20 protein-coding genes and 1 other annotated feature are annotated in these 18,611 nt (G+C 57.8%); of the genes, 1 reads left to right on the top strand and 19 read right to left on the bottom strand.

Annotated elements, in window-relative coordinates; translation table 11 throughout:
• The 11 genes from ruvB to MJA45_RS08135 all read right to left on the bottom strand — a co-directional run bounded on the left by ruvB (window position 1) and on the right by MJA45_RS08135 (window position 11,441).
• A complete protein-coding gene (gene ruvB, locus MJA45_RS08185; protein WP_315606775.1) occupies window positions 1-1,008 on the bottom strand; it encodes a Holliday junction branch migration DNA helicase RuvB in 1,008 nt (335 codons plus the stop codon).
• Between the two features lie 144 nt (window positions 1,009-1,152).
• Window positions 1,153-1,773 (bottom strand): Holliday junction branch migration protein RuvA, encoded by a 621-nt coding sequence (gene ruvA, locus MJA45_RS08180; protein WP_315606774.1) that lies wholly within the window; start codon window positions 1,771-1,773, stop codon window positions 1,153-1,155.
• Window positions 1,770-2,273, bottom strand: coding sequence for a crossover junction endodeoxyribonuclease RuvC (gene ruvC / locus MJA45_RS08175; protein ID WP_315606773.1), 504 nt, complete (start codon window positions 2,271-2,273; stop codon window positions 1,770-1,772). Before ruvC ends, ruvA begins: the two co-directional genes overlap by 4 nt.
• Window positions 2,274-2,464: 191 nt before the next feature.
• Window positions 2,465-3,133, bottom strand: a complete 669-nt coding sequence (locus MJA45_RS08170) for a BofC C-terminal domain-containing protein (protein ID WP_315606772.1) — start codon at window positions 3,131-3,133, stop codon at window positions 2,465-2,467.
• A 73-nt stretch (window positions 3,134-3,206) separates the two neighbouring features.
• Complete coding sequence (locus MJA45_RS08165) at window positions 3,207-5,429, bottom strand: LysM peptidoglycan-binding domain-containing protein (RefSeq protein ID WP_315606771.1); 2,223 nt, start codon at window positions 5,427-5,429, stop codon at window positions 3,207-3,209.
• 153 nt (window positions 5,430-5,582) lie between these two features.
• Complete coding sequence (gene ilvE / locus MJA45_RS08160) at window positions 5,583-6,461, bottom strand: branched-chain-amino-acid transaminase (RefSeq protein ID WP_315606770.1); 879 nt, start codon at window positions 6,459-6,461, stop codon at window positions 5,583-5,585.
• 5 nt (window positions 6,462-6,466) lie between these two features.
• Window positions 6,467-7,351, bottom strand: a complete 885-nt coding sequence (pheA, locus tag MJA45_RS08155; protein ID WP_315606769.1) for a prephenate dehydratase — start codon at window positions 7,349-7,351, stop codon at window positions 6,467-6,469.
• 134 nt (window positions 7,352-7,485) lie between these two features.
• A complete protein-coding gene (gene thrB / locus MJA45_RS08150) occupies window positions 7,486-8,460 on the bottom strand; it encodes a homoserine kinase (protein WP_315606768.1) in 975 nt (324 codons plus the stop codon).
• A 12-nt stretch (window positions 8,461-8,472) separates the two neighbouring features.
• A complete protein-coding gene (thrC, locus tag MJA45_RS08145; protein WP_315606767.1) occupies window positions 8,473-9,555 on the bottom strand; it encodes a threonine synthase in 1,083 nt (360 codons plus the stop codon).
• 28 nt (window positions 9,556-9,583) lie between these two features.
• Window positions 9,584-10,870, bottom strand: a complete 1,287-nt coding sequence (locus MJA45_RS08140) for a homoserine dehydrogenase (protein WP_315606766.1) — start codon at window positions 10,868-10,870, stop codon at window positions 9,584-9,586.
• A gap of 118 nt (window positions 10,871-10,988) precedes the next feature.
• Window positions 10,989-11,441 (bottom strand): ACT domain-containing protein, encoded by a 453-nt coding sequence (locus MJA45_RS08135; protein WP_407083115.1) that lies wholly within the window; start codon window positions 11,439-11,441, stop codon window positions 10,989-10,991.
• Between the two features lie 108 nt (window positions 11,442-11,549).
• Here MJA45_RS08135 and MJA45_RS08130 point away from each other — a divergent pair, with 108 nt between their 5' ends.
• Window positions 11,550-12,065 carry an NUDIX domain-containing protein gene (locus MJA45_RS08130; protein WP_315606765.1) on the top strand — a complete coding sequence of 172 codons (516 nt, stop codon included), beginning with the start codon at window positions 11,550-11,552 and terminating at the stop codon, window positions 12,063-12,065.
• 127 nt (window positions 12,066-12,192) lie between these two features.
• Here MJA45_RS08130 and obgE read toward each other — a convergent pair whose 3' ends face one another.
• The 8 genes from obgE to MJA45_RS08090 form a co-directional block, all read right to left on the bottom strand.
• Window positions 12,193-13,494 carry a GTPase ObgE gene (obgE, locus tag MJA45_RS08125; protein WP_315606764.1) on the bottom strand — a complete coding sequence of 434 codons (1,302 nt, stop codon included), beginning with the start codon at window positions 13,492-13,494 and terminating at the stop codon, window positions 12,193-12,195.
• 9 nt (window positions 13,495-13,503) lie between these two features.
• Entirely contained in the window at window positions 13,504-14,232 is a 729-nt protein-coding gene (locus MJA45_RS08120; protein WP_315606763.1) for a Spo0B domain-containing protein, read from the bottom strand.
• Between the two features lie 143 nt (window positions 14,233-14,375).
• The gene (rpmA, locus tag MJA45_RS08115; protein ID WP_315606762.1) at window positions 14,376-14,687 is read right to left on the bottom strand and encodes a 50S ribosomal protein L27; all 312 of its coding nucleotides are present in this window, start codon (window positions 14,685-14,687) and stop codon (window positions 14,376-14,378) included.
• Window positions 14,688-14,708: 21 nt separating this feature from the next.
• Window positions 14,709-15,035, bottom strand: coding sequence for a ribosomal-processing cysteine protease Prp (locus MJA45_RS08110; RefSeq protein WP_315606761.1), 327 nt, complete (start codon window positions 15,033-15,035; stop codon window positions 14,709-14,711).
• Window positions 15,036-15,042: 7 nt separating this feature from the next.
• The gene (gene rplU / locus MJA45_RS08105) at window positions 15,043-15,354 is read right to left on the bottom strand and encodes a 50S ribosomal protein L21 (protein ID WP_315606760.1); all 312 of its coding nucleotides are present in this window, start codon (window positions 15,352-15,354) and stop codon (window positions 15,043-15,045) included.
• 12 nt (window positions 15,355-15,366) lie between these two features.
• Window positions 15,367-15,455 (bottom strand) — a sequence feature (ribosomal protein L21 leader region).
• Between the two features lie 73 nt (window positions 15,456-15,528).
• Complete coding sequence (locus MJA45_RS08100) at window positions 15,529-16,785, bottom strand: Rne/Rng family ribonuclease (RefSeq protein WP_315606759.1); 1,257 nt, start codon at window positions 16,783-16,785, stop codon at window positions 15,529-15,531.
• Between the two features lie 32 nt (window positions 16,786-16,817).
• Window positions 16,818-17,693 carry a site-2 protease family protein gene (locus MJA45_RS08095; RefSeq protein WP_315606758.1) on the bottom strand — a complete coding sequence of 292 codons (876 nt, stop codon included), beginning with the start codon at window positions 17,691-17,693 and terminating at the stop codon, window positions 16,818-16,820.
• Window positions 17,686-18,579, bottom strand: a complete 894-nt coding sequence (locus tag MJA45_RS08090; RefSeq protein WP_315606757.1) for a peptidoglycan DD-metalloendopeptidase family protein — start codon at window positions 18,577-18,579, stop codon at window positions 17,686-17,688. Before MJA45_RS08090 ends, MJA45_RS08095 begins: the two co-directional genes overlap by 8 nt.
• Window positions 18,580-18,611: the final 32 nt, after the last annotated feature.

Below are 18,611 nucleotides of genomic sequence, written 5' to 3'. Positions count from 1 at the left end.
TTACGTCCGATTCTCGGGAGGCTCCATGCCCAAATGACGGTAGGCCAGCGGAGTAACCGCCCGTCCCCTCGGGGTTCGCTGCAGAAAACCGATCTGCAGGAGATAAGGCTCGTAGACGTCTTCTATCGTCTGGCTCTCTTCCCCGATTGTAGCCGCGATGGTATCCAGGCCGACCGGCCCTCCGCGGAAGTTGGTAACAATGGAGCGCAGCATCTTATGATCGACCTCATCGAGTCCAAGCTCGTCCACCTGGATCATCTGAAGGGCCATCCGAGCCATTTCCAGCGTAATAACGCCGTCTCCCTTCACTTGGGCAAAATCCCTCACCCGTTTCAGCAGACGGTTCGCAATGCGGGGCGTTCCCCGGGACCGCATGCCGATCTCGGCAGCCGCCTCCCCGATAATCGGCACTTCAAGAATGTCCGAAGCCCGGCTGACGATAAAGCTGAGCTCGTCGTTGGTATAATACTCAAGCCGGCTGACGACGCCGAAGCGATCGCGCAGAGGAGCGGACAGAAGACCCGCCCGCGTCGTCGCCCCAATCAGGGTAAACGGCGGCAGGTCCAGCCGGACGGAACGGGCGCTCGGACCCTTGCCGATAATAATGTCCAAGGCGAAGTCTTCCATAGCGGGATAGAGCACCTCTTCCACCGTCCGGTGGAGCCGGTGAATTTCGTCGATGAAGAGTACGTCCCCTTCCTGCAGGTTCGTCAGCAGGGCCGCGAGATCGCCCGGCCGTTCAATAGCCGGCCCGGAAGTCGTCCGGATGTTGACGCCCAGCTCATTCGCAATGATATTGGATAAGGTCGTCTTGCCAAGCCCAGGGGGCCCGTACAGGAGCACATGATCCAATGCCTCCTTGCGCTGCTTCGCCGCTTCTATATAAATCTTCAGATTCTCTTTCGCTTGCGTCTGCCCTATATATTCCGCCAAGAAACGGGGACGCAGGCTGAGCTCTACCGCCTGGTCCTCCATCATCAAGTTAGCGGAGATGATTCTGTCTTCCATGAAGTCCTCCCTCCGGCCTCTAACCGGACCCGCCGGCAGAAGCCATAACCGTTACCTATGGGCCGTCGCCTCTCATCCCGTGAAAGGGGATCGGGGCCTGCCCGATGAGGCTTAGAATACTGGCTGCTTGCCCGTGGTGTCCCGTCAGCCGCGGAAAAGGACCTGCAGCGCCAGCTTCACCAGTGCGTCCGCCCCTTCCGTTCCCGTGGCGGCTTCCTGCACCGCCGGCTTCACGCGCTCCACCTCGGCCTCCGTATAGCCGAGGGCCTGGAGCGCCTCCTTCGCTTCGCTCCACGGCCCCCGCGGCGCGGCAGCCGGTACGGCAGCGCTCTTCCCGACCGGACCGGCAAGCTGTCCAACCGGAAGGTCGGACAGCTTGTCCTTCAGGTCGAGCACAATCCGCTGCGCCGTCTTCTTGCCTATGCCGGGGAGGCGGGTCAGAAACGCGACATCCTCCGTGTAGATCGCGGAAACCACCGCCTCCGGCTCGCCGGCACCGACAATCCCGAGCGCCACCTTGGGTCCTATGCCGCTCACCTCAAGAAGCCGTCGGAACAAGGTCTGCTCCTCCCGGCTGCGGAATCCGAACAGGAGATGGGCGTCTTCCCGCACATGGTAATGAATAAAGAGTGTGATGCCTTCCGCCTCGCCGGCCTGCACGGCATAGGGATTGGCGCAAAACACCCGGTAGCCGACTCCGTTCACATCCAGCACCACGTAATCGGTTTCCCGGTGAACCAGGCTTCCCCTCAGAAAATCAATCATCGTTTCCCCACCCCGTTCAATTTGTCCGTCAGCACGTAGGAATGGGCGTGGCAGATCGCCACGGCCAGCGCATCCGCCACATCGTCAGGCTTGGGCACGGCGGAAAGGTTAAGAAACATTCTCACCATTTCCTGCACCTGCTTCTTCTCGGCTTTGCCGTATCCGACCGTCGCCTGCTTCACCTGAAGCGGAGTATACTCTCCTACAGGAATCCCCTTCTGTACGGCGGCCAGGATCAGCACCCCCCGGGCCTGAGCAACGGTGAAGGCCGTCGTCACGTTGCGGTTGAAGAACAGCTTCTCGATCGCCATCGCGTCCGGCTTGTACTTCTCGATGAGATGAACCGCCGAATCGTAAACGTCCTTCAGACGCTGGCCGGGATCCGTATGGGCTTCCGTCTGGATACTTCCGTACTGAACCGGGGTCAGCTTGCTTCCCTGCTTATCGATAAACCCGAAGCCGACAATGGCGATCCCCGGGTCAATTCCCAAAATGCGCAATCCACTCTCTCCATTCCTAAAGCGAACATATGTATCGTTTTTTTCATTATAGCAGATTATCGTCCCCCTGAGTACCGCCCTCCCCGCACTCTCCCGCAAATAAAAAAAGAAGCCCGCATGGCGGGCTTCTTGGACTAACCGGTGGAAAAAACCTCTTTCTAAATCAAGAGCTTAACATCGCGGCCCGCCTTTCACGCGTTCGGCGCTTTGCCTTCCGGATGGTCCGTTACGGCAAAATTGGAGAAGGTGGAGATGACGCTGTTGTACTCCTCCACATCCGAGACACGGATGCCCGCGTGAAGCTGCTCCCAGGTTTCGATCGGGAGACTGCTTTTCAAATATTGAAGATTCAGCTGGAAGAAGGTCCGAATCACCTTGTCATTCTCCGGCACGCCTTCGAACAAGGACAGGTTCCCGTTCTTGTCCAGACCGAAGTAAGCCCGGTCCTTGCATTGGCTGGAGAGGTCATCCACCCGCTCCGTAAAATGGACGCGCCCTTCCGCATCCAAGGAAACCTCCTGCGCCGGATGCTCCTTCCCATATTGGAGAACCGCTTCCGGCTTCCATACGCCGCTGTCCTCCGTCTCCTCGCCGCACAAATAAATCCTCTCCAGCAGCACGGTCCGGTCCTTCGCACTTTCCTTTACCTTCTGCAGCGGGTCGTCTCCAGCGGGCCGTTCGCTTGCTGCGACCGTCTTCATGACGGGTGCGTCCGGCTCCGGACCTTCTTCTCTTGAACCGACCCATACGGCTCCTGCGGCAAAAACCCCGGCAGCCAGTATCCATGCTCCTAAAGAAAGCCAGCGCTTGCGCAGGCGAAGCTTCTTTCTCAGCTGTTTCAAAAGGTTGGAATAGCCCATGGCAAATCCCCCTGTCCTGAAAGTTGTTTCTAGCTTTTCCAGGGGGAAGGGGGATTATGCACGGAGCGTTTCCTTACCGGTAGTAGTTTAACCAGGGCAAATTATCCCGGCTGTCGGCCTTTCTTTCGGTCTTCTCGTAAGCCGGCAGAGCGTGCAGCGCCGCCTTGGAGGACGATTTGGCTTTGCTCTTCGCAGGTTTGCGGATGGGCTCCACCTGTTCCTTGCGGAAGGAGGAGATCGGAACGTGATCTTCCTGACGGCCTCCACAGCCGCAGCCGCAGTCCTTTCCACCTTCGGCTCCGAGGACGGGATTCTCTTTTCCTCCCCCGGTGGGATAAGGAGGATAGCCCCAAGGCATGGCCCCTCCCGCATACGGGTTCATATACCCGCCCCCGTAGGGCTGCATGCCGTAAGGCTGGGCTCCATAGGTCTCCATACCATGAAGGGCAGGCATTCCATAGCCGGGCGCCGCATAGCTTTGCGGTCCATAGGCGTAGCCGTGCATGCCGTAAGGGTCCATTCCATAGCCATGTTGGCCTCCCATTCCGTAAGGGGACACACCCGGAGCTCCGTACGGCATCATGCCGGCGTCCTGACCATGAAGCCCAGGAAACGGCTGATTCTCAATCGGCGATGTTTTCTCGGCCGGTCCGGTCGGGGCATTTTCCAGCGGGCTGACCATGGAGTTTTCCATAGGACTGAACATAGCATTGGTAACCGGGGCTGCCATCATCGGGCTCACCATCGCGTTGTTGACCGGTGCCGTCATCATCGGGCTTACCATCGCGTTGTTGACCGGTGCCGTCATCATCGGGCTTACCATCGCGTTATTGACCGGGGCTGCCATCATCGGGCTTACCATCGCGTTGTTGACCGGTGCCGTCATCATCGGGCTTACCATCGCGTTCTCCCAAGGGGCGGCCTTGTTCTCTGCCGGGCTGATCTCGCCGCATCCGCAGTCTGGGCCCATCATTCCGTATGGCGCCACTCCGCCATAAGGAGGAACAGGAGGATATCCGGGTACCCCTTCATACGGCATAATGCCATGCGGCATGCAGTAATCCGGATGCATCGGGATCATGTGATGCCCCCACGGCTCCGACATCATGCCGGTGCCATACGGGGAAATCGGAGCGTTCTCCATCCCTTCGGCCTGGTAAGGATAAGGGATTCCCGCGCACGGATCCATCTGGGCGGGACCGGTCTGCCCGGGATAAGGCATATTCGGCTGAGGCTGGTAGGCCATCGGTGAGAGGAGAGGCGCATTGGGCGCAGCCTGCCCGGCTCCGAGCCCGCCCACCTGCGGCATATTGGGCATGGCCTGCATGGCCCCGAGCTCCGGAAGGTTCGATGCCGATTCCATGCCCATCATCGGAGGATAATTTCCTCCCCCAAGAGGTGCTGCTTGGGTTTGGCTGTACGGCGTGGCATAGGGATTGGCATGCATATAAGTAGAAGGCATGGCGTACCCCGTTCCCATTACTTCCGTTGCCGGCACGTGGTACTGCTCGAAAGGATGCACCGCCTGCTCGGCATAAGGCGAGACGGACGGGGCCGATGGAGCGTAAGGTGTGGGCACGGCTCCCTTGTCGGCCCATCCTCCCTTCTCCGCCGGTTTCTCCTTCTGCGCTGGCTTAGCGGTCTCGAGTGGAAGGCTAAGGGGAACCGGCTCCGCTTTGGCGGCCGGGTTCACATTCGGCACGTTGGCCTCTTTCTCCTCCAGGGGAGCTTCCTTTTCTTTGGCGAGCGGAGCGACAATCGGGTTCTCCTTCTCCAGAGGCTTAACTTCCGGAGCTTCTTTCTCCTCCTGAATAGGAGCCGCTTCCTCCTTATTCTCCTCCAGCGGCATGAGTTCCGGCACCGGGGCATTGTTCTGCTTTTGGATCGGACTCTCCATCGGCGCGTTGTTCTTTTTCCCCGAAGGCAGGATGACATTCCCCGCCCCCGCCTCGCTCGTGACCGTCGGTCCCTGGATCGGAATGAAGACGCTCATGCCGGTCATCAGAATGTTCGGGTTCGTTAGCTGCTTGTTGGCGTTGATCATGGCTTGCAGGGAGACTCCATACTTCTTGGAGAGCTTCCAGAGGGTATCGCCCTGGACCACCTTATGTTCAATCGTGCCCGGAGGAGGCGTAACCGGAACCGACCCGGACGGGATCTTGATTTTGGCTCCCACCTCCAGCGTATCGGGGTTCGTCAGTTGCGGATTGGCCGCAATGAGCTTGTCGAGGTCCACGTGATACTTTTTGGACAGCTCGTAAAGGGTATCCCCTTTCTTGACCATATGAATTTTCAAAACGGTTCCCTCCTTAATCATTTGCAAACGATACTGGGGTCCTGCCCAGAATGACATTACAGTCTATGCACGGAAATGGGCAATTGACATCCCTCTACAAAAAAAACTCCCTTTCCCGCCGGCAGGCGTAGAAAGGGAGTTCTTCAAGTGCTGCTATTCGTATACTTTCACGCCGTCGATTTCGACGACGCTGCGGAATTCCTTAAGCAGATGGGTCGTGATCGGGCCGGCTGCTCCGGAGCCGATAATGCGGGCATCCACCTCGCGAACCGCGATGACCTCCGCCGCCGTGCCGGTGAAGAAGACTTCATCGGCGACATAGACGTCATGAAGGGTAAACGGCTCTTCCTTAACCGGATAGCCGACCTTCTGGCAGATTTCGATAATGGCGGCACGGGTAATGCCTTCGAGCGCTCCCACATAGCAGGGAGGCGTGTAGACGACGCCGCGCTTCACGATAAAGATGTTATCGGACGAGCCTTCGGCTACGTAGCCTTGGGAATTCAGCATGATCGCCTCGCCGACTCCGGCCAGGTTGGCCTGGATTTTGACGAGAATGTTATTCAGGTAGTTAAGCGATTTGATCTTCGGGTTTAGCGCGTCCGGAATGTTGCGGCGGGTGGACACCGAAACGGTCTTGAGCCCGTTCAGATAAGCCTCTTCCGGGTAAATGGCCAGCTGCTCCACGATGATGATGACATTGGCCTTCGGGGAGCGGCGGGGGTCCAGCCCCAGGTCTCCGGGCCCGCGGGATACCACGAGACGGATATAGCCGTCGCGGAGCTCGTTCTTGCGGATCGATTCCACGAGCACGTTCTGCATATCGCCGAACGAAAGGGGAATATCCAGCATAATGGACTTCGCGGAATCATACAGCCGGTCCAGATGCTCCTTGCACTTAAAAATGTTCCCGTTGTAGACACGGATGCCCTCGAAGATTCCGTCTCCGTACAAGAACCCGTGGTCGTAAACGGAAACCAGAGCCTTGTCCTTCTCCACAAACTCGCCGTTTAAATAAATCCACTGTGCCATTGCTGCTATTGCACCTCCGCATTATGGTAAGAATAGCTGGGATAAGAGCCCATCAACCGGACTTGGCAGCCGATCGCCTCGATTTCAGCCAAGGCCGAAGGCAGCAGAACCGTGTCCATGGACATTTCGATATCGATGTAGAAATAATAGCTCCCAAGCCGAAGCTTGGTCGGACGGGACTCGATTTTGGACAGGTTGATCCGGCGCCAGGCAAACGCCGAAAGCACCTGATGCAGCGCCCCCGGATAATCCTCGGGCAGCGTAACCAGAATGGTGGTCTTCACGTTTTGGGCAGGCTTCAGAGCGGGACGATCCCGCCCAATTAGAATGAACCTCGTGTAGTTGTTGTCATGGTCAGTAATGTTAGAGGCCAGCACGTCGAGCCCGTACTGCTCGGCCGCGAGACGCGTGCCGATCGCCGCCGTTCCCCCATTTGGATGGTCCTTCACCATGAGTACCCCTTCGGCCGTGGAGCTTACATAGACGAGCTCCGCGTTGGGCAAATGCTCCTTCAAGAAGGAACGGCACTGAGCAATGGCCACATCGATGGAGATGACCTTCTTGATCCCGCTATAATCGGGTTTATCGGAATCGGACCCGGCGTCCTGGCGGTGACCGATCAAGTTCTGGATGGACGGATACACCCATTCCGCCTGGATGGGCAGGTTGACTTCTTCGCTGACCAGCCAGTCCATATGCAAACGGACGGAGCCGTCGATCGTATTCTCGATGGGAATGACACTCAAATCCGTCTCTCCGGTGACCGTCGCCATGCAGACATCGGAAATCAGCTTATAGGGAATAAATTCGTGCTCTTCCCCTGCAAAAAAATATCGCACCGCTTCCTGTGAAACCGTTCCGACGGGTCCCAGATAGGCAATCCGCTTCATACCCGGACCTCTCCTTTGGTTTAGCAGGCTAATCCAAGCCCTTGATTAATTGAACCGCATTTAAAAAATATACCACAAGACCTGACAAATTTAAAATGAAAGAGGGAAGCCGCCAACAAGAAAAACCCTTGACCTCAAGGGTTTTGGACCGTTTCTCCTTGGATGCTCTCGATCAAGGTCCGATTTCCCGGCGTTACGTTCCAGCACTGGACGCCGCTGCGGCACGGCTTAAGCAGCCGGATATCCGCCTCCACCTGGGCGGAGCGGAAGGCCTCCAGCAGAAAGCTCTCCAACTCCTGCTGCTTTCCGGCCTTGGAATCGACGAGGGCAAGCACTGTGGGCCCCGCTCCGCTCAGGGCCGCTCCGAGCGCCCCGTGATCCGTTGCCTCCCCCAGAATTCGTTCCATTCCGGGAATCAGCGCGGCGCGGTAAGGCTGGTGCACGGCGTCTTTCATGGCCTTCGCGATCATGTCGTACCGACCGGTTGCAAACGCCGCAACGAGAAGCGAGCTGTGGCCGATGTTGAACACCGCATCGCCCATCGACAGTTCCTTCGGCAGGACGTTCCGTGCTTTCTCCGTCGCCAGCTGGAAGCGGGGAATGGCAACCATGATCTCCAGACTCTCCTCTGGTTCGATGCGGATGTATTCCGCCCGTTCTCCGTCCCAGTAAGAAACGATCAGCCCGCCGAACAGGGAAGCCCCGACATTATCGGGATGCTTCTCCATAGCGGCCGCCATCTGAAACAGCTCGTCGTCCGACAAAGGACTCCCGATAAGAGCATTGGCGGCCGCCATCGCACCGACGATGGCGGAGGCGCTGCTGCCGAGCCCCCGGGTGAGGGGAATCTCGCTGTGCATGGAGATCTCCAGTTCCGGGTAGCTTACTCCTGCCCGCCGGAACACATCCTGTGCCACCTTGTAGATGAGATTGGACTTGTCGGTGGGAATGCCCTGCATTTCCCCGCCGTGGAGATGAATGACCGTCTTCTCGGCGACGTCCATTTCAATCCAAGAATACAGGTTCAGCGCCATGCCGAGGGAATCGAAGCCCGGTCCGAGATTGGCCGTGCTGGCCGGAACCTTCGCGCATACTTTGGTAGGGTTCATGAGACCGGCTCCTTAATGCTGCTGCGCGAAGTTCTGCGCTTCCAGACGGGAGATGGCCTCCATCACGTCCTGCTCGGTATCCTTGACGAGCACCGGCTCGGCGCTAACGCTCTTGATGGCGATGTTAGGGTCCTTAAGGCCGTGCCCGGTCAGGACGCAGACCACGGATTCGCCGCCCCTGAAGTAGCCTTCCTTCTTCAGCTTCATAACTCCCGCAATGGATGCCGCAGAAGCCGGCTCGGCGAAGATGCCTTCCTTCGAAGCGATCGTCCGGTAGGCATGCAGAATCTCTTCATCGGTCACATAGTTGATTTGGCCGCCCGATTCATTCGCAGCGTTCACCGCGCTGTCCCAGCTCGCCGGGTTTCCGATCCGGATGGCCGTTGCGATCGTTTCCGGGTTTTTGATCGGCTCTCCCTTAACAATGGCCATGGCTCCTTCCGCCTCAAAGCCAATCATCTTGGGAAGCGAGGAAGAACGACCCTTCGCGTGGTATTCCTTGAAGCCTTTCCAGTACGCTGTGATGTTCCCGGCATTCCCAACCGGGATAGCCAGGAAGTCTGGAGCTTTGCCCAGCTGATCGACCACCTCGAAGGCAGCCGTCTTCTGGCCTTCGATCCGGTACGGGTTAACGGAGTTAACCAGGGTAATCGGATGCTTGGCCGTAATTTCGCGGACGATCTCCAGCGCCCGGTCAAAATTCCCCTCGATCGCAATGACCTTCGCCCCGTAAATGATAGCCTGGGCCAGCTTGCCGAGGGCGATGTTGTTGTTAGGGATGAGCACGATGCAGTTCAAGTTTCCGCGAGCCGCATAGGCAGCCGCCGCAGCAGATGTGTTGCCCGTGGAAGCGCACATGATGGTGCGGCTTCCTTCCTCCATCGCCTTGGCCACGGCCATAACCATGCCGCGGTCCTTGAAGGAGCCCGTCGGATTAAGGCCCTCGTATTTGAAATAGACATCCAGATCCAGCTCATCCGACAGCTTCTCCGCGCGGACAAGCGGGGTATTGCCTTCCTGAAGGGTCAAAAGCGGCGTGGCGTCCGTTACAGGCAGATAATCGCGGTACGTTTGCAGCAATCCCATGTATCTCATTGTAATAACTCCTAACTGGTCTATAGATTTAGCCTTCTACGCGGTAAACGCTTTGGATGGTTTGAATGACGTCCATGGTTTCAAAATGCTTGAGCACCTTTTTCATGCTGGCCTGATTAGCATCATGAGTAATGATGATGATCTCGGCTTTCGGGTTGTTTGCATTGGGGTGCTGAAGCACCGACTCCAGGCTGACTTCATGCTCGGCAAACACTTGCGTGATTTGGGCGAGCACGCCCGCCTTGTCCTCTACGTGAAGCAGAATGAAGTTTTTGGCGGAGATCTGCTCGTCCGTCTTCAGCTTCTTCTCCTTGTAGGGAGCAAGCACCTTTCGGCCGTTGACGCCGAGCCTCAAGTTCTTCACCACCGCCACCAGGTCCGCCACGATCGAGGTGGCCGTCGGAAGCTCCCCGGCGCCCGGTCCGTAGAACATCGTTTCCCCGACCGCTTCTCCGTATACATAGACGGCGTTGAATACTCCGTTTACAGAGGAAATCGGGTGGGACGTCTTGACCATGGTCGGCTGAACGCTGATGGAAATATGGTCGTCCTGGCGTTCGGCGATCCCGAGCAGCTTAACCTCGTAGCCGAGCTTCTTGCCGTACAGGATATCCTCCTTGGTAATTCCGGTGATGCCCTTAACCGAGACGTCGCTCAGTTCCACGTTGACCCCGAAGCCGAGGGAGCCCAGAATGGTCATCTTGCGGGCGGCATCCAATCCCTCCACATCGGAGGTCGGGTCCGCTTCCGCGTAGCCCAGTTCTTGGGCTTCCTTCAGCACGTCCTCATAGGCGGCGCCTTCTTGGCTCATCTTCGTGAGGATGTAGTTGGTCGTTCCGTTGACGATCCCCATAATTTTGGTTATTCTGTCGGAAGAAAAGCCCTCCGCCAAGGTACGGATGATCGGAATGCCACCGGCCACGCTCGCTTCGTAGAGGACGTCGCAGCGGTGCTCCACAGCCTTCGCCAGAATCTCCGTCCCGTGCAGCGCCATAAGATCCTTATTGGCCGTCACGATATGCTTTCCCCGGCTTAAGGCCTCGAGAATGAAGCCTTTGGTCGGTTCGATGCCGCCCATTACTTCTATGATCACGTCGATCTCCGGATCGCGGATGATGTCCCACGGGTCGTCCGTCAGCTTCCCGGCATCCACCGCTATGTTTCTTGCTTTGGTCGGATTCTGCACCAGAATCTTCTCGATTCGGATCGGGGAGCCTACCTGCCGCTGCAGATCCTCCTGATGTCCTTCTACGATCCGCACCACTCCGGTGCCGACCGTTCCCAAGCCGAGCAGGCCTACTTTTATCGGTTTCATCTCTTTAACGGAACCCTCCTGTACATTCGGTATCTATAAAAGGCCGACCGCCAGACCGACCGGCGATCTCCTTCTATTCGCTTATCGGCATACTTCGGGACACCGTGCCCCTGCCGTCTTACCCTTGGCCGACGAGAACGGCGCGCTTGACTCCATCCTGCTCGTTCAGCTTCTTCATCAGCACATTCCAATGGTCTCCCATATGGGAGGTGTCCGCGGAGATCACCACGTTCGCCATGCCCTGAAGGGGAATCGTCTGGTGAATGGTCAGCACATTGCCCTCCAGGCCGGCGATTAACGCCAACACCTTGGACAAGATGCCGGAGCGGTGCTCGAGGTCCATGGATATGGTCACGATGCGTTCCCGGTCCAGCTTGCTGAGCGGGTAAATGCCATCCTTGTATTTATAGAAGGCGCTGCGGCTTAACCCTACCTGATCCACGGCTTCATGAATGGTCTTCACCCGTCCATGGGCGAGAAGCTCCTTGGCCTGGATCGTCTTCAATACGGCTTCGGGCAAAATGTCTTCCCGCACCAAGTAATATCGCTCCAATTGATTCTGGTCCAGCACCCGGAATACGTCCTCCCCATGTAGACTGTTGTTTCTGTATAGTGGACATTATAACGAACTTGCATGGATCCGGCAATAGGTAAAATTCATAAAGGAGAATCCAAAGACATGAGATTACGTATGATAGCCGCGGCTATGCTGTTTAACGGGGACGACCTGCTGATGATGAAAAGAGCCCCCGAGCGCACCCTGCATCCGGGCATGTGGGCGGCCGTAGGCGGTCACCTGGAGCCGCAGGAGCTGAACGATCCGGAGACCGCCTGTCTACGGGAAATTCACGAAGAAACGGGACTCCTCCCTCACGAAATCCGGAACTTCAAGATGCAGTATATCCTGATCCGGCTGAAGGACAACGAGATCCGGCAGCAGTTCTTCTATATCGGAGAGACCGTACGCCGGAATGTGAGCGAAACGGGGGAAGGCGAGCTGCATTGGATTCCCCGGAAGCATGTGCTTCAGGAGGACCGGCATATCCCTTTCGTATACCGGTCGCTTCTAGAGCACTACCTCACGTTCGGCCCCGCTCCCCACTTGTGGGTGGCCACCGCCGGCTGGACGGACCTTCCTACTCCCGGCATGCCGACTCTGCATTGGACTCCCTTGCTCGATCCGAACGTCATCTGATGGGGCTGACGGATGACCCTCTTGGACAAGCACTCTTTCCCCCCGTTGGCCGCACGCAAAAAGAACCTTCCGGTCCGCAAGCCGCGGCGGGAAGGTTCTTCGTTTACAAGGAAGGAGACGAAAAACGTTATTCGTGCTCCACAAATTCAAACTCAAAGTCCGCAATGCGGATCGTCTGTCCGTCTACCGCCCCGCGGCGGCGCAGCTCCGCATCGATACCCATGTTCCGCAGGATCCGCGCGAACCGCATAACGGCGTCATGCGAGCCAAAGTTCGTCCGCTTGATGAGCTTCTCGAGGCTCGGACTGTCGATGACGAAATCCTCGTTGTCCCGGCGGATGGTGTAGTCCTGCTCCTCCCGCTTGTCCAGACGATAGACCTTGCGCTCCTCCACCTCGGCCACTTCTTCGACCAGCGGCTGATCCGGAATGGCATCCAGGAGATCGGCGGCTTTGTAAAGCACCTCCTGAATCCCTTGGTTGGCGGCAGCCGAAATGGCAAAGATCGCACGGTCGGTTCCCGTTTCGGCCAGCTTCCGGCGGAATTCCTGCAGGTTTTCCTCCGCTTCCGGAATATCCATCTTGTTCGCTACGATCAGCTGGGGGCGTTCCTCCAGCTTGGCGTTGTACAGCTTGATTTCCTCGTTGATTTTCAAGTAGTCGTCGAAGGGATCCCTTCCCTCCGAGCCGGACATGTCCACCACATGAAGGATCACCCTCGTCCGCTCCACGTGCCTCAGAAATTCATGTCCGAGGCCGACTCCCTCGTGGGCCCCTTCGATCAAGCCCGGAAGATCGGCCATGACGAAGCTGCGCCCGTCCCCGACATCCACGACGCCGAGGTTCGGCGTAATGGTCGTGAAGTGATAGGCCCCGATCTTGGGCTGAGCGGCGGAAACAACCGACAGCAGGGTCGATTTGCCCACGCTGGGGAAGCCCACGAGACCGACGTCGGCCATTACCTTAAGCTCCAGCACGATCCAGCGTTCCTGGCCTTCCTCCCCGTTCTCGGCAATCTCCGGAGCGGTGTTGCTCTGGGTGGCGAAGCGTGTGTTACCCCGGCCCCCTCGGCCTCCCTTCGCCACCACGACCCGCTGGCCCTGCCGGGTCAGGTCGGCAATCACCTCCTGGGTATCGTCATCGATGACGATCGTCCCTGGAGGTACCTTAACGATCATGTCGTCGGCATTCGCCCCATGCATGTTCTTGTTGCGTCCCTTCACCCCGCGGTCCGCTTTGAAATGCCTTTGGTAGCGGAAATCCATCAGCGTGCGTAAGCCTTCGTCCACCACGAAGATGACATCGCCGCCGTTGCCTCCGTCACCACCGGCCGGGCCGCCTTCCGGGACATACTTCTCCCGACGGAAAGCCACGACTCCGTCGCCGCCGTCGCCGCCTTTTACAAAAATTTTCGCTTTATCTACAAACATGAATGCACCTCATTGGTTATGAAATGGGAGCCGGATCGTCACCGCCGCTCCCTCGTCTTCTTCGTTGTGTTCCAGTTGGGTCCCATCCGGATAGGAGTCTCTAAGCCCTTCCAGCCCTTGCCGGAGATTTGCCTTATCCATAACGCCGGTATAGACGAAATCAAGCAGCAGGCCTTCTTCTTCCAAATCGAAAGCAAGGCTCAGCACATTCGGCTCCCCTTCTACCGCGTTCTCGCGGAAAAGTTCGACGGTTCGGCGAATAAGCTCTCCTGCTTTCTCGCTGTCCAATGGCAGCTTGGTGAGCACGATTTCCCTTTCAATCTCGATCTCGAGCTCCATGGCTTTCTTATCCGTCCGGTACGAGTAGAAGTAGACGATAAGCGAAGGAAGGCCGAGCTTCGAGACATAGCTTTCCCGGTAGGCGTCTGCGTTTATTTTGTCCATGTAATCGAGCAGCTTATCATATTTTTTCAACCTGATGTACCCAAACAGCACCTGGAAGTCGTTCATCCAGTCATGCCGGTATTCGTTCATGGCCTTGATCAGACGGTTGTTCTCGGCCGCTTCTCGGTGTTTCCCCTGCTCCTGAACGCTCCTTCTCCAGCCGAGAAGGCCCAGCAGGCCCAACAGGGCCAGGATGACCCGGTACGGCCAGTCCATCGGAACCGCGGCCAGACCAGCCAATGACGCAACAATTAAGGCAACAGCAGGCCTTTGCAGGCTGCTCCAACGTTTCATGGTATCTCTCCCGTTCCGGCAACTCCGTCAATCCCGTCCCCTCAGTATACCACAGGTCCCCCCAAAAAGTGGAACCGAGATTTCTCTCCCCACAAGAAAAAACCCCGGCGTCGCCGCCAGGGTTCGATCGGATCTTCCTTATCTTACACTTCTACAGCGGCTGCAACCGGAGCTTCTTGAACCGGATACACGCTCACTTTCTTGCGGTCACGTCCCCAGCGCTCGAACTTCACAACGCCTTCGACTTTGGCGAACAGGGTGTCATCGGAACCGATGCCCACGTTGTTGCCTGGGTGGATCTTCGTTCCGCGTTGACGAACGAGGATGCTTCCTGCCGTTACCGTCTGGCCGTCAGCACGCTTAACGCCAAGGCGCTTCGCGATGCTGTCGCGTCCGTTCTTGGTGGAACCTACCCCTTTTTTGGATGCAAAAAGCTGAAGGTTTAATTTCAACATCTCGGTTACCTCCTTCTTTACTTAGTGGTCTTCCAAAGCTATATATTTCCCGTAGGACTCTTCAATGGAATGAAGCATGACAATCATCGATTCGAGAAGCAGCTGGACTTGCGCCTGCTGGTCCTCCTTCAGATTGCCGGGCACCGACGCCTGCAGGAATCCGTTCTTCATCTTGCTTGGCATTTCCACTCCGGTCAGCTTCTCCACGGCATTCACCGTGCCGACCGTCACCGCAGATACACCGGCGCAGACGATGTCTTGTCCCGGATCCGCATAGCGGGCATGGCCTTCTACACGAAAAGCACAGACGGTCCCTTTTTCGGCTCTCTCAATAAGAACTCGAATCATGGGTGCCTTACGCTTGGATCTTGTCGATCACAACTTTGGTGTATGGCTGACGGTGGCCTTGCTTGCGACGGTAGTTCTTCTTCGCTTTGTATTTATACACGATGATCTTGCGACCTTTGCCGTGCTTTTCTACTTTAGCGGATACGGAAGCACCGGAAACAACCGGAGAACCGATTTGCAAACCGTTGTCGTTGGAAACAGCCAGAACACGGTCAAACGTAACCGCATCGCCCTCGCCGACCGTCAGCTTCTCAATGAAGAGAACGTCGCCTTCTTGGACCTTGTACTGTTTACCGCCCGTTTCAATAATAGCGTACATTGTTGCACCTCCCTCAATAGTAAGACTCGCCTATGTCCAGGTGACGAGGCATCCGAGAACGCTCCATACTTAAACCCGACTCGTGCGGTTGGCAACACACTGAACTATTCTACCATAGCCACCTGAACAAAGCAACGGCTAATTGGACTGCCGCAGAAGCTTTCTTCCGGCGGGTTACTGCCCGTACAAAGGGTGATCTTTGGAGTGCACCTTCCCCGAGCCCCCGCAGTAAGGACAGCTGTCGAAGAACTGGCCGTCCAGCGCCTGGCGGTTCTTCTTGCGGGTCAATTCGAAAAGGCCCAGCTTCGTCCAGCCGATCATCAGCGTCTTGGTCCGGTCGGCGCGTGCGGACTCCTCCATCTGCCGACGAACCGCCTGACGGTGGTTCTCGTCCTTCATGTCGATAAAATCGACGACAATGATCCCCCCGATATCCCGGAGCCGGAGAAGCCGCACAATCTCACGCGCGGCCTCCATGTTCGTTTCGAACACGGTCTGCTCCAGGTTCTCCCCGCCCGTATACCTCCCGGTATTGACATCAATAACCGTAAGCGCTTCGGTCTGGTCCATAACCAGGTAGGCGCCGTTGTTCAGCCAAATTTTGCGGCGGAAAGCCTTCTCAAGCTCCTCCGCCACGGGGAAAGAATAGAACACCGGGATTTCCCCGCGGTACACCCGGACGCAGCGGGCCAGCTTCGGGGCCGTGTCCTTCACCATGCGGCCGATCTGTTCCGCGAGCTCCTCGTCATCCACAACCAGCTCATCAATCCCGTCGGTGAACAAGTCCCGGGCCAGGCGGGGCACGAGGGCCAAGTCCTGAAACAAGAGACAGGGGGCTTTCTGAAGCGAAGCCTCCTGCAGGACGCCCTCCCAGACGCTGTGCAGTCTCTCCCAATCCCGGCCGAGCGATTCCGCCGGCTGGCCGGCCGCTATGGTTCGGAGGATAATGCCGTCTCCGCCGCTTCGCAGCTCGTCACCGATCTGCTTCAGCCGCAGCTTCTCTTCGTTGGACTCGATCTTGCGGGAAACCGCCGTATAATCGGCGTTTGGCATATAGACGATCCAACGTCCGGGCAAGGTGAAATGGGTCGTGACCCTTGCCCCCTTGCTGCCGCTTGGTTCTTTTTTGACCTGAACGATGAGCTCTTGACCGGGGCGGACCAACTCTTGGATGCACGGCTTGTCCGCGGGCTGCTTCTCCAGGTGGGCGGGCAGGAGATCGTCCCGGTACAGAAAAGCGTTCTTCTCGAGACCGATGTCCACAAAGGCCGACTGCATGCCGGGAAGAACGTTCACCACCCGTCCTTTGTACAGATTGCCGGCCCGTTCCTTCTCGCCCGTCTGCTCCACATAAAATTCCGATAACCGACCGTCCTCCAGCAGCGCCGCTTTGCTTGTTCCGTTTGCATGATGAATGATGACCTGCTTCACCGTTCCACCCCCGGTCCTTCCTGCTTCCTATTCTACATGATCAGCTCGGAAACCGCACGGCCCGTTTTGGCATCGGTGAAGTAGGAGTCGATCAGCCTTCTCTCCGGCAGTACTCCCCGGATTCGGCCTTCGGGACCGCAGACGTAGATCAGGTGATGCCGCTCCCTCATCAACCGACGGGCCACCTCACCGACCGGAGCTTGTTCGTGGACAAGGAGGGGCTGGGCAGGAATACCCTTCCCGCGCTGGCGGGCCGCCGTTTTCTCCCGGCTCATGAGAAAGCGGATAAACTGGTAGGGAAGGTGCCGGTAACCGTACCAATTGGAATAAAGAAGGAAGACGCCAATCATGAGAAGATTGAGGTGAAGACCGGCTGTGGACAGGGTAAGAAGCGTTCCCCCAAGCAGCACGCAGGAAAAGGCCAGGCTGCTCCAGGCGCAGAAGAGCATGGCTCGGTGGTAGCTGACCCAGTAGCTGAGCACAGAAAGCAGCACCTTGCCCCCGTCCAGCGGAAGAACCGGCAGCAGGTTGAAAAGCCCGAGCATGGCATTGGCCTTCAGGAAATAATCCCACCAGCCGTCGTTATCCCAGCCTGCAGCCTTCATCAAGAGGGCCAGGGCGATCATCCAGAGGTTCTGCAGAGGCCCCGCTAAGGCTACCCACAATTCCTCGCGGGCCGGCATGCTGCCGGATTCCTCCACGACGGCCACTCCCCCGAACGGGAGGAACTGCACTTCCCGAACCGTCCAGCCGAACGCTTTAGCCGCGGCGACATGGCCCATCTCGTGAATGAACACGAGCCCGAAAAGGGTGAGCAGCTCCACAAAATAACCCGTCGCCAAGGAAAGCAGCATAAGCATAACAAACAGAGGGTGGAAGCGGTAAGCCGTTCCTCCCAGGTTAATCAAAGCGGACCACATCCGCCGGATTTAGGTATTCTTTGTCCTTCATAACGGCAAAATAAAAACTTCCCCGGCCCGTTTGGCTGTTGAGCGAGGCTTTGCCGAGCGCTTCGCCGCCCTTCACCCAGTCTCCGGCGGCCCAGGCTCCTTTATCCAGCAGCCCGTAGGTGGTCTGCAGGCCGTTCGCGTGCTGAATAACAAGGGTATAGCCGGAGGATTCCTTCAGTCCTGCGGAAAGGATACGCCCGGTATCCATGGCATGAATGACCGTTCCCGGCTCCGTCTGCAGTACCACCCATGGGTGAGAATTGGCAAAGGCAGACACGATGGTGCCGCGGGCCGGGACGTGGAAGGCTTGCAGGCTCTTGGAGGCAGCCTTGGTCTCTCCCTCCTCCCCCGGATGAAAGGCCGGAAGGAAGGAGGGCACCGCACCAAACCTCTCTTCGTACCAGACGGCGGCCCGGGTGAAATCCCATTCCCGTGTGAGCGACTGACGGACCACGGCTTGGACATCCGCGGCCCACGGGGCTTGCACCTGGAAGAGGCCCCATACCGCGGCAAACAGCACCGCGCTGACCGTCAGCCTCCATCCGATGGGACGAACCGGCCTCCCCGGCCGGTCCGTCTCCCACTCGGGGAGGGTCGGGGGCAGCCCAAGCAGCTGCCGTTCCTTAAGCTTCCACACGTACTCGGGATCCTCGAACCGCTTGTCCGGTGGTGACACCGGCAACGGCGGGTTGTCCCGATAGCCTGTGGGGAAACCGCTTGCCACTCTTGCGTTACTCGGGGCGCGCTCTTCTGTCGCTTCCGGCCGCCCTCCCCGGCTTGTCCTCTCCTGAATTTCGCGGATCCGGTCCTGCCGCCGCTGCCTCACGCTCGATATCCTTTCCATATCCGTGCCCCCGTTTCGCGATAGCTTGTTTA

Source organism: Paenibacillus aurantius, assembly GCF_032268605.1.
GTDB classification, from domain to species: domain Bacteria; phylum Bacillota; class Bacilli; order Paenibacillales; family NBRC-103111; genus Paenibacillus_AO; species Paenibacillus_AO aurantius.
Note: the sequence above shows the minus strand (reverse complement) of the source record. Positions and strands in the feature narration are given on the sequence as shown.

What these genes read in the sequence shown, in the direction of transcription:
- obgE (WP_315606764.1), bottom strand. Translation starts at nt 13,494, where the DNA reads ATGTTTGTAGATAAAGCGAAAATTTTTGTAAAAGGCGGCGACGGCGGC.
- ruvA (WP_315606774.1), bottom strand. Translation starts at nt 1,773, where the DNA reads ATGATTGATTTTCTGAGGGGAAGCCTGGTTCACCGGGAAACCGATTAC.
- MJA45_RS08170 (WP_315606772.1), bottom strand. Translation starts at nt 3,133, where the DNA reads ATGGGCTATTCCAACCTTTTGAAACAGCTGAGAAAGAAGCTTCGCCTG.
- rpmA (WP_315606762.1), bottom strand. Translation starts at nt 14,687, where the DNA reads ATGTTGAAATTAAACCTTCAGCTTTTTGCATCCAAAAAAGGGGTAGGT.
- MJA45_RS08140 (WP_315606766.1), bottom strand. Translation starts at nt 10,870, where the DNA reads ATGAAACCGATAAAAGTAGGCCTGCTCGGCTTGGGAACGGTCGGCACC.
- MJA45_RS08120 (WP_315606763.1), bottom strand. Translation starts at nt 14,232, where the DNA reads ATGAAACGTTGGAGCAGCCTGCAAAGGCCTGCTGTTGCCTTAATTGTT.
- ruvB (WP_315606775.1), bottom strand. Translation starts at nt 1,008, where the DNA reads ATGGAAGACAGAATCATCTCCGCTAACTTGATGATGGAGGACCAGGCG.
- MJA45_RS08130 (WP_315606765.1), top strand. Translation starts at nt 11,550, where the DNA reads ATGAGATTACGTATGATAGCCGCGGCTATGCTGTTTAACGGGGACGAC.
- ilvE (WP_315606770.1), bottom strand. Translation starts at nt 6,461, where the DNA reads ATGGCACAGTGGATTTATTTAAACGGCGAGTTTGTGGAGAAGGACAAG.
- rplU (WP_315606760.1), bottom strand. Translation starts at nt 15,354, where the DNA reads ATGTACGCTATTATTGAAACGGGCGGTAAACAGTACAAGGTCCAAGAA.
- thrB (WP_315606768.1), bottom strand. Translation starts at nt 8,460, where the DNA reads ATGAACCCTACCAAAGTATGCGCGAAGGTTCCGGCCAGCACGGCCAAT.
- thrC (WP_315606767.1), bottom strand. Translation starts at nt 9,555, where the DNA reads ATGAGATACATGGGATTGCTGCAAACGTACCGCGATTATCTGCCTGTA.
- MJA45_RS08110 (WP_315606761.1), bottom strand. Translation starts at nt 15,035, where the DNA reads ATGATTCGAGTTCTTATTGAGAGAGCCGAAAAAGGGACCGTCTGTGCT.
- pheA (WP_315606769.1), bottom strand. Translation starts at nt 7,351, where the DNA reads ATGAAGCGGATTGCCTATCTGGGACCCGTCGGAACGGTTTCACAGGAA.
- MJA45_RS08090 (WP_315606757.1), bottom strand. Translation starts at nt 18,579, where the DNA reads ATGGAAAGGATATCGAGCGTGAGGCAGCGGCGGCAGGACCGGATCCGC.